Here is a 15,509-nt window from a genome sequence, read left to right as displayed (position 1 = left end):
CCATTAACTAAACCACTTACAGTATACCACTTCTTTGCCCAGATCGAAAATTTTTTACGAACGGGGCTTTATTTGGTGTGCCTTGATTTTGTCGCTTTCGTTTACGAGCTATTTTTCTTGCACCTTTTACTTGACTAATCGTAGGAAATAAGGTTGTGAAAGAGAGATTGTGAAATCAGCGTTTTGACCTGAGTATTAGAGAAACAAATGGAAAAATAGTTCCTCATATTTTGCCGTTTGTTGAGCTAATACCGAGGGTCAGCTGATTGAACACCGTTTAGTGGAGAGGTTGTGAAAAAGCTGTTCTGCATCAAGTAATAAGAACAGCCAAGTAAAAACAGTTCCTTATGTTTTTAAATTGGTTGGACTTATTACTGCAGATGCAAGCTTTTGAACACCGTTTATCAAAGGTCGTAACAACTGCATCTTCACACAGTTAAATTAGTGACTTCAAAATGAAATAATGCTCCCAGCAAAAATTAGGCTGGGAGCATTATTCCGTTACTCTGTTCATCAAAAATCATTGGTTTGATTCCATTGCATCACAAGCTCCTCCTCATTTACTGCTTCATCTTTTTGCAGTATTTGAATTGCAAAGCCTTGTGAAAGATAGAAATGAATAGCTGATTGATTTTTTTGATAGACTGTCAAAGTCAGTGTTTTATTGGTTTCTTTTATTTTTTTCATTAGTTGCGTACCGATTTTTTGTTGCCGATATTCCCTCTTTACAAAAATCCCTGCGATGAACTGATCAATCACCCCAGCAAAACCGACGATTTCTTGATCTATTTCTGCTAAGTAAATCACTGCCTCTGGCAAAGCTTTCCTAACAGATTCTATTTGACTCTCCCAATAAGTTGGTGAGATGAATCCATGAGAATCCAAATTAGCATGCAGCCAAATCGATAGAACAGTTTCCAGTTCTTCAGCAGACAATTCTGTTGTTGTACGAATCATTTTTTCTCTCCTTACTTAATCATTGAGTTTAAACCAAAAACCATTTTTTTGAAGCTCTTTCACCAGTTTTCGCCCCTCAAAAAAGTACATCTTTTCTTGTTTTAATTTTCTGATACCAAAAGAAGCAGCGACTTTAGGATCATCAACTGACACGATTCGATAAGTCCCACCAGGCAATTGATCCAGCTTGACTTTCCCATAATGATCGCTTTGCACTGAAAACGGCACACCATTTCTAGTAAGTGTTTTTTTCTTATGTTTCAAAATAAATGAGCCACCCTTTACTGGATTTCCTGCTGAATCACTTATAATAAATGAAAAATCAAGCACTTTTTTACTTAACCGATACTGATAAATCAGTCGACCAATAAACAGTAACAGTATGACTACAGCTATTATCGTTCCTGCAAGAATAAGCAACTGTCGCAAAGTTCTTTCCTGATTTCCTTTTTCTTCTTCGTTTTTTACCGATTCACTATAAGGAATCCGATGTCCCGTCACTAGCAAACGATGCGTGTTGATCATATACGGTGTACATGTAAGCAAGGTAACTAAGTCTTTTCCTTCTTCAATCGTTAGAACAGACGTGTCATCTGGCAGTACCACTTGTATATTCCCAACTTGATAAGCCAATTTCTCCCCAAAAACAGTCAAAATAAACGTATCTCCGTGTTCTAAACGATCTAACTCGGTAAATAATCGTCGATTGGGTAACCCGCTGTGAGCATAAATCACTGAATGCGTCGAATTTCCACCAATTGGGAAAGAAGTTCCTTGTAAGACGCCTGCTCCATTCTCAAGAATCATGCCGTTAAGCCGGTCATAAAGTGAAATATTTATTTGGATTTTAGGTATATTGACACTTCCAATCAGCCATTCCTCTAATTGGCTGGATGTCGTGCTTTCATTTCTGTTCTGTTCATCGAAAGGATCAGCCCCAGGATTGAATCCTTGGTCAGTTAATCGTTGGTTTTGCTCCTCCATTTTCTTTCGCTGCGCTTCATTTTCGGCTGCGGTTCGTTTTTGTACTTGTTCCATTCGTTTTTGATCCATAAGACTATTTAAAGAATCCACATAAAATGGATACAAAGCGATTAGTAACCCTACGACGATACATATCAATAAAAATAAACGAAACAAAAGCCGACGAGACTGTTTTTGCTTTCTCTGCTTCACATGCGTCCTCCCTTGCAAGTTTTTTTGTTCTTTCTTTTATTATATGGGTTCAGGAAAAAAATAGAAAATGAAAGCCGATGAGGTTGTGACAGAAGTGGTTAGGTTCAAGAAATAAGAAGAAATTTCCGAAGAAGCTACTTCTGGAACACCGTGAATCAGAGGTTGTGAAATCAGCGTTATGCTTTGAGTAATAAGAGCACTAGTCAGAAAATAGCTTTTCATATTTTCTAGGCTAGTGAGCTTATTACCGAGAAGCAGCCGTTTGAACACCGTTTACCGAGAGGTCATGAAAAAGCGATTTTGTTTCGAGTATTAAGAAAATTTTGACTCAAAACAAGGAATGCGACATGGCTTTGCCACATCCTCTCTCCTTAGAAATTTCACTTATGTTTTTCTTGTAAAATTCATAAATATTTTCATGAATTTTCTAATTTCTTGCCTCCCTACCGCATAGGATATATGATGAATTTATCTAAAGTTTGCAAAGGAGTTCGACAATTGAAAAAATATGGCCCGTTTTTAGCAATTTTTTTCATTGCTTTGGCATTTCTCATGCCTCATTTATTCACACATAAACTAATTTTGGGTGCTGATGCCCCCTTCCATTACAATCGGTTCTACGATGCTGCGCAACAAATCAAACATGGGGATTTCCACTATTTTCCTTCCCTTTATGGATTCCAGCAAAGCGGTAGGATCGTTAATGCCGTTTACGGCCCATTTTTTGCTTATTTACAAGGATTGATCGTGTTGCTTGCAGGTAGTTGGTTTCACTATCAGATTCTTTCAAATTTTATTCTTTATCTTATTTCAGGATTTTCTATGCTGATCTTACTGAGATATGTCAATGTTCGGAACTGGGTAAGTGTACCAGTAGCCGTTTTATTCATGAGTACGTATTCTATTCAATATTGGTCTATCAATCAAGGATTCACTAGTTGGGGGACTTGTTTCTATCCTTTATGCATGATCCCTATTGTTGATTTCGTCCTTCATAAAAAGTTTCCTGTAATCAAAGTTGCGATCTCAGTTGGACTTATGACGCAGATTCATCTACTGTCTTCGATCATGTTAGCCTTGATGTATATTCCTTTTTATCTTTATTACTTTTTTAACCAGACTGAAAAAGGAAAAGCACTGCTTCAACTGATCAAGTCGGTCTTGCTTTATTTTGTCCTGACAGCAAATATTTGGGCAGGACTGGCTATTGTTTACAGCGGGAATAAGATTCTTCCTCCCTTTGTTAACAGAGAAATGAGTCAAAAGGCGATTGACCTGGATGGCAGTTATTGGCTTCATTATCCTAAAGCCTTTCCGATATTGATATTGTCAGGTTTTTTGCTTTTTATTTTCTTTCAACAAAAGAATACCTTGTTCCAAAAAATCGTGTTGTATACAAGTCTTGTTTTCTTTTTTCTTTCTACTAGCTTGATTCCATGGACGACATTGATCGAAAAAAATGTGCCTTTTATTAGCTTAATTCAGTTTCCATTTCGATTTTTCGTCCCATTTACGCTATTGCTTCTGCTTTACCTTGCCCTATCACTAAATCAATGGTCTGAGCAAAAGTGGTTCCGTCTTTTAGGTATATTGGGTATTCTTATTTTTTCTGCACAGACGATCCAAAACTTATACCAGCATCTAGAAAAGTGGGAGAATGAAACATTTGTCAGTCGACATACTTATCTATTCGATACACCGGAAGAAGCAAGGAAAACATTCTTCAGCAAAGATATGTCTACCAGCTTATTCGTTTTCCAAAAAACCACCCCTGACTATCTGCCAATCTATAAGGAGACAAAAGACAACAAATACGACCGATATAACGAAGAAATATTAGAAAACGAAACAACTTTCATAAAAACACATCCAGGCGGTCTTTTGACAATCAAGTGGAAAAATACTGGGGACAAAACGGTTCATATCCCTGTTATCGTTTATGATCGGACTGTACTACAGCAAAATGGAAAAACATTGACTGATTATGAATTAACGGATATCGGGACCCCAATCGTGAATCAGCAAAAAGGGATCAACGAGCTCACGCTTCATTATCGAACGCCGATCTATTTCTATTTCATTCTTTCTCTTACTTTGATTGGTTGGTTTACCTTGCTGTGCTTATTTATCATAGATACAAGCATCTACATGCTTAGTCCAAACGGATGATACATCCAATCAAAAAAAACTCTCCGAACGGTAGGATCGATCGGAGAGTTTTATTTTGTTTAGTTTTTTGTGTCATATTTTTGTTCGTTCATCGTCCATCTATTTCGATTTCAGCCCCATAGTGATCACTGATGATTGGACTATCGATCCCGTCAAAAATCCGTTGATATTTTTTTACTTGTACTCCTTCAGGGACAAAAATGAAATCTATACGCAATTTTTCTGTATTTTGTTCCCAACCATCAATCTTCTTTTCCACAGTAGCAGCTTTACCTTTATCATTCGCGATAACATACGAATCTTGAAGAAGAAGACCACTTTCCTTTACTATATGATAACCTTCAGAATCTGCCGGATTATTGAAATCACCTAGGAAAAAAAGTGGTGCGCGGGTTTCAAAAAAGTAGTTTTCCAAGTTTTTCCACTCAAAATAAAAGCCGCTTTTTTTATCTGTCCACCAAGAAAAGTGGCAACTAGAGACAAAAATATCTTGATCATCTATCTTTGTTTTCCCAATCAAGATCTTGCGCGTCCGATAATCTTCTTTCTTTTGAGATTCGGAGACGGTGAGGACCTGACTTTCCAATGGTCTTTTCGCAAGCAGCGCATTTCCTTCTTCATATTTATCATAACCGATGTGGCTCATTTCCCAACTCCAAAAATACTCTTTTCCTTGTTCTTTTAAAAGCTGGACTAAACAGTAGGCAAAATTATCTTTGCGGATAGGAACTTGATTCTCTACTGGACAGAACTTCATTAGTTTTGCAGGGTCTGCTTCTTCAGATTCCAGTAATTGGTTGATTTCTTGCAAAGCGATCACTTCATAATCTTCTAACAGGATCTTCTCTGCTAATTCCTGTAATTTTTTCTCTGGTTCTGGCTCAAGCCAGCTATGTGTGTTCAATGTCATGAATTTCATGGTTCTTCTCCTTCTCTTCATTTCGAAACAAAAGGGGTTGTGACAAAATTTTGTCACAACCTCCCCAGTAAACAGTGTTCAATCAGCTGACCTTCGGTATTAGCTCAAAAACGGCAAAATATGAGGAGCTATTTTTCCGTTTTGTCTCTCTAATACTCAGGTCAGGACGCTGATTTCACAACCTCCCTTTATATTTTAATGGAGCCGATCACTTTACCAGCTGCCACTGTCCCTAATTGCTTGATCACTACTTCTTCCACTTTATCATTCGTAAATACGATCATGATCGTTGGATCTTTTTCTTCGTTTTGGATCATTTCAAGATTCATTTCAGCTAATTTCGTTCCTGTTCCTACTTCTTGTCCTTCTTTGACAGCAATCTCAAAAGCTGACTGATTCATTTGGACTGTATCAATCCCCATATGGATCAAAACTTCGACGCCCTCTTTCGTTTCTAGCCCAATTGCATGTTTGCTAGGGAAAATACTTGTCACTTTTCCAGCGATCGGCGCAACAACTTCTCTTGACGTTGGAATAACAGCAAAACCATCACCCATCATTTTTTGTGAGAATACTGGATCTTTTACTTCAGCTAAAGGAATCACTTCCCCAGAAGCTGCGGAAACTAGTTCTTGTTCTATGCCTAAGTATTTCTTGCTATCTGCTTGTCCATTTCCTGTAGAAACCATTTGCGGCTCTGGAATCTCTGCTCCTGATTGCAGCAGATCTTCGATATCTGATTTCAAGACATCTGCTTTTGGTCCATAAACTGCTTGGACTCCATTGTCTTTGACGATCAGTCCCATTGCTCCTGCTCGTTTCCAGGCTTCTTCAGTCCCAACTTTTTCCCGATCGTTTACACTTACACGTAAACGAGTCATACAGGCATCGACATCTTTGATATTTTCTTTTCCGCCCAACAAATGGATGATCTGCACCACTTGCTGGTCTGCAGTTCCTGTTCCACTGTTAGATACAGTGGTTTCTTCACTGTCATTGTCATAATTTCCGTTACGCCCAGGTGTAGCAAAGTTGAATTTTTTGATCAAGAAATTTGCTAAGAAATACGTAACAACACCAAAAACGATCACACATAACACGAAGTTGATAAGATCTGCACCTAGACCCGCTTTGATAGCTAATGGTGTCCGCGTCAGCAATTCGATATTTCCAAATGAATGGACCCGCAATGGTAAAATGTCTGCCATCGCAAATGCCGCTCCCTGAATGACTGAATAAATGGCATATAATGGTACAGCCGCAAACATGAACATGAACTCCAATGGTTCTGTTACACCTGTTAGAAAGACAGCTAACGCTGCTGAAAAATACATTGATTTATATCTTGCTTTCTTATCAGGATCGACATTACGGTACATCGCAAATGCCATCCCCATCAAAATACCCGAAGAACCAATCATTTGTCCTACTTTGAAACGAGCAGGTGTCCAGTTATGCAACACAAATTCATATTGCGACATATCCCCTGCACCTCTAAGATTCACTAAATCAGTGGCCCAAGCTAACCATAACGGATCTTGTCCAAAAACTTGTGTTCCTGCCTGTGCGCCTGATAAAATCTCGTACGATCCGCCAAGCTGTGTATAGTTGATAGGAATCGTCAGCATATGATGCAATCCGAACGGTAATAGCAAACGTTCCAATGTACCAAATAAAAACGGTGCTAGAATCGGTGCGCTTTCCTGTGATTCTGCAATCCATAAACCAAAATTATTGATTCCGGCCTGTACGTTTGGCCAAACAACAGCAAGAATCAATGCCACAATCGTTGACCATAAGATAACGACAAACGGAACAAAGCGCTTTCCATTGAAGAAAGACAAAGCATCCGGTAATTTTCTATAATTATAGTACTTATTATAAGCCATTGCCCCGACAAAACCAGCGATGATCCCTACAAATACACCCATATTCAAAGCTGGTGCTTCCAACACACTTGTAAAGAACCCTTTAACCATGATCTTCGTACCGAAAAGAGTGTGAGTAAACGCATCTTCATTCGCAAGCATGTCGCTTGTGACCCCAAAGATGGCCCCAGTGATCCGATTGATCAAAATAAATGAGATCCCAGCAGCAAATGCCCCACCTGCCCGTTCTTTTGCCCAACTTCCTCCTATTGCTAAAGCAAATAAAATATGAAGATTCCCAATAATTGCCCAACCAATATTTTCTATTACTCCGCCCGTTGTAACAAGCGGCGTCCACTCAGGATTGATCAAAGGAATTGATTTCCCTATACTGATCATCAATCCAGCTGCCGGCATCACTGCCACCACAACCATTAAAGCCTTTCCAAATTTTTGCCAAAACTCAAAACTAAATATCTTTTTCATTCCGTTTAGCTCCTTTACGCAATCGGTTTCGTTAAATGTATTATAGCGTGCGTTTTCTTTTTTGTAAATGCTTTATTTTTTATTCTTCTGTCTATACCATTCTTTAAAACCCATAATACATAAGTTCCCTTCTATAAATAGCTCGAAAAAATTTTATTTTTATGCTTTTTTCTATGAAATATTTCCTATTGTCTATTGACTTGCGCAATCGGTTGCGTTTATTATGAACGTATAAAACAGCTCATTAGGAGGAGAACAATGAAACAGATCAAACGACTATTTGCTATTGATCCATGGAAAATCAGCACGACCCAATTAGATAAAAAAAATCTTCGACTGCAAGAATCTTTGACAAGTATTGGAAACGGTTATATGGGGATGCGTGGGAACTTTGAAGAAACTTACTCAGGGGACCACCATCAAGGTACTTATTTGGCAGGTGTCTGGTATCCTGATAAGACACGTGTCGGCTGGTGGAAAAACGGTTATCCAGAGTACTTTGGAAAAGTAATCAATGCCTTGAACTTTATCGCAATAGATATTTCGATCAACGATCAGCTGATCGACTTGGCTTCTTTGGAACCAGAAGATTTTTATTGGGAACTAGATATGAAAAATGGTGTGCTATCTCGTACGTTCACAATCACTACTTCTACTAATAAAGTACGTATCTCCTTTGAACGTTTTTTAAGCATTGTCAAAAAAGAAGCAGCTTACATCCATTTGACTATAGAAATGCTTGAAGGTAATGGAACAGTCGACCTCGTATCGAAATTGGATGGAAATGTCCAAAACGAAGACAGCAACTATGATGAACATTTTTGGAATGAGATCGATCGTGGAACCATAGAAGAAATCGGCTATTTAACAACTAAAACTATTCCAAACAACTTCGGGATCGAACAATTCACTGTTACTGCAGCAATGCGTCATTTCGTTAACGGAAAAGCAGTCGTTCCTGACTATCACGAAGATACTTTAGCCTTACATGGTTGCCTGTCTGCTGAATTATCTCAAGGCGAGACATGGACAGTAGAGAAAGAAATCATCGTTCTTACTAGTCGAGATATCCCAGAAGCGCAACAAGCAGAAAAAGCCGTCTCAGAATTAGCAAATCAGACAAACAATTATATCCAAGCAAAAGAAGAACAAACAGCGGCTTGGGCAGAACGATGGAAGCTTGCCGATGTGGTCATCGAAGGAGATGAAGAAGCACAGCAAGGTATTCGGTTCAATTTGTTCCAACTATTCTCTACTTACTACGGCGAAGATGAACGATTGAATATCGGACCCAAAGGATTCACAGGAGAAAAATACGGCGGTGCCACTTACTGGGATACAGAAGCGTATGCAGTCCCTCTTTATCTCGCTTTAGCCAAACCCGAAGTAACTAAGAATCTTCTGAAATACCGGCATAACCAACTGCCGCAAGCGATCCACAACGCTCAGCAGCAAGGATTGAAAGGCGCGCTTTATCCTATGGTCACCTTCACTGGCGTCGAATGTCATAACGAGTGGGAAATCACTTTCGAGGAGATTCACCGAAATGGTGCAATCGCCTATGCAATCTACAATTACACGAATTACACCGGTGATACAGAATATTTGAAAAATGAAGGTCTGGAAGTTTTAGCAGAAATCGCCCGCTTCTGGGCAGACCGTGTCCATTTTTCAAAACGAGCAAATAAATACATGATCCACGGAGTGACTGGACCAAATGAATATGAAAACAACATCAATAACAATTGGTATACAAATACGATCGCAGCTTGGGTCTTGCGTTACACGCGAGAAAATTATTTAACTTATCAAGAAGAAGCTGCTATCGCTATCAGCGAAGAAGAACTAGCCAAATGGAAAGATATCGCAGAGAACATGTACTTCCCAGTGGACGAAGAATTAGGTATTTTTGTCCAGCATGACACATTCTTAGATAAAGATCTCATGCCTGTATCCGATATTCCCACAAGCGATCTTCCTCTGAACCAGCATTGGTCTTGGGACAAAATCCTTAGATCTTGCTTCATCAAGCAGGCAGACGTATTACAGGGGGTTTATTTCTTCAACGATACTTTTACAAAAGAAGAAAAACAAAAAAACTTTGATTTCTATGAACCAATGACTGTCCATGAGTCTTCCCTTTCACCAAGTATCCATTCGATTTTAGCAGCAGAATTAGGAATGGAAAACAAAGCTGTAGAAATGTACCAACGAACAGCTCGCTTGGATCTGGATAATTACAATAACGACACAGAAGACGGCTTGCACATCACTTCCATGACTGGCAGCTGGTTGTCGATCGTCCAAGGATTCGCTCAAATGAAAACCGCCCATGATCAATTGAAATTCGCACCATTTCTGCCAAAAACCTGGAATGCTTATTCTTTCCATATCAATTATCGCGGACGTTTATTATTCATCTCAGTTACAGATGAACAAGTTACTTTCGATTTATTAGAAGGTATGCCTCTGAAACTTTTCGTCTATGAACAGTCTTACACTTTAGAAAATCGCCTAGAAATAACGCTAAGAAAGGAGGAAGCAAATGTTTAAAGGGGTATTGTTCGATTTAGACGGCGTCATTACCGATACTGCCGAATTCCATTATCGTGCTTGGCAAAAGCTTGGTCAGGAAATCGGCATTACGATCGACCGCACATTCAACGAACAGCTAAAAGGCGTCAGCCGAGAAGACTCTCTCTCTTTGCTTTTAGCTTATGGCGGAAAAGAACACTCTTTTTCAAAGGTAGAATTCGCAGAATTAGCAAAAAGAAAAAATGATTATTATTTAGAGATGATCCAGACGATCGAACCAAAAGATGTCTTCCCTGGGGTCGTCCCTTTACTGGATTCTTTAAAAGAAGAAAAAATCAAGATCGCTCTTGCTTCTGCAAGTAAAAATGGGCCTTTCCTACTTGAAAAAATGGGTCTCACACCTTACTTTGACGCTATTGCCGACCCGGCAGAAGCAGCAAACGGAAAACCTGCGCCAGATATCTTTCTCCTTGCAGCAAAAGCTGTCGGACTAAAAGCAGAAGAATGTATCGGGATCGAAGACGCGCAAGCCGGTATCCAAGCCATCCTCTCAAGTGGTGCTCAACCAATTGGCGTGGGACGTGCTGAAGACCTTGGAGAGGAGATCCCGCTTGTCCCTGATACGACTTTTCTTACGATCGATTACTTGAAAGAAAAGTGGCATGACCATGGATAATCCAGAAATCTCCGTCGTACCAGTTCCAGAGACTGAAATAAAGAAAATCACGTTGAAGAACGACTATTTAGAAGTCGTTCTTCTCAACTATGGTGCCCGCCTGCATCAAATCTTCGCGCCAGACAAAGAAGGAAAATCAGAAAATATTTTATTGTCTTACGATCGTTTCGAAGATGTTCTAACAGATAAAAGCTTTTTTGGCGCAACTGTCGGACCTGTAGCTGGAAGGATCCGAGATGCTTCCTGGGGTAAGCATAGATTAGAGAAAAACTGCGGATCACACCATATCCACGGTGGCACGAAAGGCTGGTCTTTCCAATATTGGGAAGTAGAAGTTTTCAAAACTCCTTCATCAATAGGCGTGGTCTTTTACTTAAAAGATGAATTTTCTACCTATCCAGGACCAATCACTGCTACGATCACTTACCGTTTGACAAAAAACGAGTTAGAGATGACGACCTCTGCCAGTAGCCTGGTCGAAACCATCTGCAATCCGACCAATCATGCCTACTTCAACCTTTCAGGAAATGGAAAAAGAGATATCTATGACCATCAGTTAACGGTCTTCTTAGATGGTATACTTGAATTAGATCAAGAAAAACTACCTACTGGAAATTGGACGAAAAAAGAAGACCTGCCCATCGACTTTAGAAAATCTCCAATACTGCAAGAAATCCTTGCTTGTTATCCAGCTGGACTAGATGATGTATTTCTTTTGCATCATCCTAGGCTTTCCAGAACTTCCTTACAATTATTCGAGAAGCATTCTGGTCGTCAAATGACTATAGCAACTTCCAATAAAAGTATGGTATTATTTTCTACGACTGGATTTGAAGCAGATTTCTCTGTCAACGGAAAACAGATGCATTCAAACTACGGATTAGCAATCGAACCGCAAGAAATCCCTGATATCGTTCATTTTCCCAACTTTGGATCGATCAACCTCCATCCTGGTCAAGAACGGGTCAGTCAGACGATTTACCGGTTCTCTGCACAATAACAAGAGAAAGGTGTTTTTATCATGGCTATTACCGTAAAAGATGTGGCGAAAAAAGCCGGCGTTGCTACCTCGACCGTCTCTCGTGTTATCAATGATCATCCTAGTATTTCCGAGGCAACAAAGAAGAAAGTCCGAAAAATCATGGATGAACTAGGTTATGTTCCTAACATGACTGCCCGCAATCTAGGAAAACGCATTTCCAGTGCCATCGGCGTGATCTTACCTCCTCTTGATTCAAAAGAGCGGATTGGGAATCCCTTTTATCTTGAGATCATGGAAGCAATCAACGAAGAAGCGCGGAATTATGATATGACGACAGCGATTGCTACTGCTAAAAATTTTGATTTACTGTTAGAGAACGTCCAGCGTATGCATCTACAAAAACAAGTAGATGGTTTTATTCTAGTGTATTCAGATAGTCAAGACCCTGTCATTGATTATTTATACCAAAACCACATCCCTTTCACTTTGATCGGACAGCCTTATCATCACGAAAACGAAATCGTTTATGTAGATAATGACAACCAGCTTCTAGGCAAACAAGCAACAGAATTTTTGATCCAGAATGGACATAAGAATATCCTATTCGTGACGAATACGACTCATGAGAGTTTGTATTTCGAACGATATTTCGGTTATCAAAAAGCGATGATGATGGCTGATTTTCCTGCGTTTTCCAGTGTAGTACTGGAACATACAGAAGATTATCTGACCTTTGAGAAAACGTTGAAAGAAAACGAAGCCACAGCATTGGTAGTCATTGACGATATCTTCGCCCTTCGCACGATGCAGTTGGCACAAATGTATGGTTATGTCATTCCAGAGACACTTTCTGTCATTAGCTTCAACAACTCGATCTTCTCAACATTGACACATCCTTACCTTACAAGCATCGATATCGATATCTCCGAATTAGGACGTGTCGCTATGCAAAAACTGCGTGAACTGATTCATGAAGAATTAAGTAGCAGCGTACGTTTGGTCATCCCTCATCGCTTGATCAAAAGAGAGACAGTCGTTCCTTTAGAAAGCACAAAACTTAGTTAAATCACTGAATTTGCTGACCATTTATCCTACGGTCAGTTTTTTTACATAAAAAACGTTATTTTTATAAGTTTGAAAAGAAAACATTAAATAACATTAATTTCAAAATAAATAATTTTCTCCCTTCTTTTTCTTTATCAGTTACGTGAACGATTATGCGTCCAAAACAAACGATTATTTGACATAACTGCTGTCTTCCATGAGAATACACGAAGGAAACACCAATAATATAAAAAACATTTTTTAAATTGATTTTTTCTATTACGCCTTGTATTCTTTTGTTTTTTCAAGAATAATTAAATGTGTAAGCGAATACGAATGAACGGAGGTGCAAAAGACCCCCTTGTCGATCAGCCGCACGTGTTCTTGAAAGGAGAAAACATGAAAAAACTCACTCATTTGTTTTTTGTTGTGTTGACACTTCTGCCATTTGCTGCCACGCCTGTCCAAACGCACGCCCAAGAAACGTATACGATTAAAGCAGAACAACATGCGACGACCGAAGTTGTTCCTGAACTCCCGTCTATCTCTCGTATCCCTGTCACTACCCAAGAACCAGATCCGCACAATGCAGCATTGGTTCCTTTAACCGGTGGCGTCAGTTTCTCCTCTTTTCTCTCTCCTTTTTCTGCTGTTGGTGCTACATTAAGTTCTGCATTGGTTTCCCTCCCTGCTTCTGCTGCAGTAGTTTCTGCTATCCTAGGAGCAGGACTTGGTTATAGTTTTTACCAATTAGGTTCCTCCTTAGGCGTCGCCACTGCAGACTTACTCAAAACGAATGCGAGCTTGTATGAATTATCTTCCAATAATCCTGCCCTGCAACAAGAATTGGCCACTTTTGCCACTTCGGGGATCGATTCTACTACTAGTACCTATAATTTCTCGCAAGGTCTGCAAAAAAGATACGCGCAAGACGTGACCAGTCATGCATTGATGCGGGAATATTTGACAGGAACAACGGATCATGGTGCTTATCGCTTTTCGATCAATGACCATCCGGCATTCCGTAAACTGATCTCTTATGGTTCTCTTTCTACTGAAACGGCTCGAACTGGCGTAATCGGACGTGATGCCTCGGTAGCTGATCGAATGTTCATCGAAGATCAATTCTTCTTACTGGAAATGGTTCGTGTCATGGAAACTCGAGTCGGCAGTGATACAACATTACTGACGATCTCCGGTCACAATTATGGCCATCGGGGTAGCAACGGTTCCTTCGTCCATGAAGTCGAATTAAGTGTCCCGATGTCTGTCTTGATGAGCCAGATCGCGACTCAAGAAGACTTTCTGGAATACATCCAGCAAAACACCACTTTTGAATTTGGGGTGATCGAAACACCCTCAAGAGAAGTCGCTGTCCAGACGGCTCAGCAAATGGCGCAAGCCTATCATACACGCACTGCCGATATACAAAAGAACTTAGCGGAAGTCTTGGCACCGACTGAAAACGGATTGAGCTTCGACCCTTCTGGTATAATCGCTACCTTATACGGACAAACGGTTGTCCTTGATGCAACAGGAAAGTTCGTGTACGCTGACACTCGCGTAGCCGTTCCAGAATACCAGTGGGGGGCGATCGATTTTGCTTACAGTGAAGCAGCCATCCCAATAGATGACTCGATCACGATCGATGGGCGAAGAGGTGTATTAGATGAAGAAACTGGAGACATCGTAGAAGATGGTACAGGTAAAACATTAGTCGAAGGCGCAATGGGCGCGGCATGGAATGCGTTGAGTCTAGCTCGCGTCCTTGAAGCAATCAAAAACTTCAAAGGGGATGACGATGATGACGATGAATTCGAATGGTATTCCCCTCTTGATTTGTACTATGACGAATGGTATGCAGACGGCGGGAAAGGGCATACGATGGAACGGCATGTGGGACAGACTGCGGATGCCCTACAAGCCCGATTAAAAGAAATAACCTATTCCGCTGCCTTCCATACTACGGAACAAGCTTTGATATTTATCAACTGCGCGATCTATACTGCCAATAAAAAATACTTAGAGGGTACGATCAAGTTACCTCTAGGTGATTGTTCTTTACAAGATGGTAATCGTGTAATCTATCGATCGTATAAATCGATTGCTCTTGGAAAGACATTAGTGTGGGGATTTTATAGATTAAACCTTGACAACTATATTCAATACGACTCGATCTATTACGCTAAAGTAGTTATTCAAAGAATGCCCAACATCGTATGGAAAAAACGAAAGTATTATATCCTAACCGCTTATCCTGACTTACGAAGAACTGTAAAAGAGGAGCCGCCAAGGGCGGCTCCTTCCTTTTCTAAAATTTTTGTTTATTTTTAAATCATCACTAAACTAGCATCAAAAACAGTGAATCGCTTTCTCTTTTCGTCATACACTGACCACACATAAGCACCATCCCAATAACGACCATTATTATAATAATTCGTAAATTCATTGTTCCAAAGGTAAATATGCAGATGATCTTTATCTGGGAAAAGACGATCATTCAACTGGTTAAATTCTTCTTCCGTTCCTGCCGCTCCTTGAGGCGCATTAAGAAAAGAAGTCCGATAGATACCATCCTCAGCCCATAATGCTTTAGGGGTGACTCTTTTCGCCTTCATCATTTCTTTATTCACATAAATAGGATAATCTTTCATCTTGTCAAAAAATCGGATATCCGTATAGTTGATTTTTTCTTCT

10 protein-coding genes and 1 pseudogene are annotated in these 15,509 nt (G+C 39.8%); 6 read left to right on the top strand and 5 right to left on the bottom strand.

Annotation, left to right across the window (positions count from 1 at the left end):
• Positions 1–513 precede the first annotated feature (513 nt).
• Both KFO35_RS13120 and KFO35_RS13115 read right to left on the bottom strand, forming a co-directional pair.
• A complete protein-coding gene (locus KFO35_RS13120; RefSeq protein ID WP_002315937.1) occupies positions 514–957 on the bottom strand; it encodes a GNAT family N-acetyltransferase in 444 nt (147 codons plus the stop codon).
• A gap of 15 nt (positions 958–972) precedes the next feature.
• The gene (locus tag KFO35_RS13115; RefSeq protein ID WP_002315938.1) at positions 973–2,133 is read right to left on the bottom strand and encodes a class C sortase; all 1,161 of its coding nucleotides are present in this window, start codon (positions 2,131–2,133) and stop codon (positions 973–975) included.
• Between the two features lie 459 nt (positions 2,134–2,592).
• Between KFO35_RS13115 and KFO35_RS13110 the strand changes: the two genes are divergently transcribed.
• Complete coding sequence (locus KFO35_RS13110) at positions 2,593–4,302, top strand: putative glycosyltransferase family protein (RefSeq protein WP_370877212.1); 1,710 nt, start codon at positions 2,593–2,595, stop codon at positions 4,300–4,302.
• Positions 4,303–4,390: 88 nt separating this feature from the next.
• Here KFO35_RS13110 and KFO35_RS13105 read toward each other — a convergent pair whose 3' ends face one another.
• Together KFO35_RS13105 and KFO35_RS13100 are read right to left on the bottom strand one after the other, a co-directional pair.
• Positions 4,391–5,221, bottom strand: coding sequence for an endonuclease/exonuclease/phosphatase family protein (locus KFO35_RS13105; RefSeq protein WP_025477356.1), 831 nt, complete (start codon positions 5,219–5,221; stop codon positions 4,391–4,393).
• A gap of 188 nt (positions 5,222–5,409) precedes the next feature.
• Positions 5,410–7,575, bottom strand: coding sequence for a PTS transporter subunit IIBC (locus KFO35_RS13100; protein ID WP_002315940.1), 2,166 nt, complete (start codon positions 7,573–7,575; stop codon positions 5,410–5,412).
• Between the two features lie 258 nt (positions 7,576–7,833).
• Here KFO35_RS13100 and mdxK point away from each other — a divergent pair, with 258 nt between their 5' ends.
• The 5 genes from mdxK (at position 7,834) to KFO35_RS13075 (ending at position 15,146) form a co-directional block, all read left to right on the top strand.
• Positions 7,834–10,128, top strand: a complete 2,295-nt coding sequence (gene mdxK / locus KFO35_RS13095; protein WP_002315941.1) for a maltose phosphorylase MdxK — start codon at positions 7,834–7,836, stop codon at positions 10,126–10,128.
• Complete coding sequence (gene pgmB / locus KFO35_RS13090) at positions 10,121–10,786, top strand: beta-phosphoglucomutase (RefSeq protein WP_070769772.1); 666 nt, start codon at positions 10,121–10,123, stop codon at positions 10,784–10,786. The genes mdxK and pgmB overlap by 8 nt, the downstream gene beginning before the upstream one ends.
• A complete protein-coding gene (locus KFO35_RS13085; protein WP_025477357.1) occupies positions 10,779–11,786 on the top strand; it encodes an aldose epimerase family protein in 1,008 nt (335 codons plus the stop codon). The genes pgmB and KFO35_RS13085 overlap by 8 nt, the downstream gene beginning before the upstream one ends.
• 21 nt (positions 11,787–11,807) lie before the next feature.
• Positions 11,808–12,833 carry a LacI family DNA-binding transcriptional regulator gene (locus KFO35_RS13080; protein ID WP_156272321.1) on the top strand — a complete coding sequence of 342 codons (1,026 nt, stop codon included), beginning with the start codon at positions 11,808–11,810 and terminating at the stop codon, positions 12,831–12,833.
• Positions 12,834–13,148: 315 nt separating this feature from the next.
• Positions 13,149–15,146, top strand: coding sequence for an RNase A-like domain-containing protein (locus KFO35_RS13075; protein WP_130624836.1), 1,998 nt, complete (start codon positions 13,149–13,151; stop codon positions 15,144–15,146).
• On the opposite strand, the pseudogene KFO35_RS13070 reads toward KFO35_RS13075, so the two are convergent.
• Positions 15,143–15,509 (bottom strand): annotated as a pseudogene (locus KFO35_RS13070) (hypothetical protein); the annotation flags it as partial. The gene KFO35_RS13075 and the pseudogene KFO35_RS13070 overlap by 4 nt on opposite strands.

Origin of the sequence: Enterococcus lactis, assembly GCF_015751045.1 — a bacterium.
In the GTDB taxonomy this organism is placed as follows: domain Bacteria; phylum Bacillota; class Bacilli; order Lactobacillales; family Enterococcaceae; genus Enterococcus_B; species Enterococcus_B lactis.
This window is presented reverse-complemented; position numbering and strand designations above follow the sequence as displayed.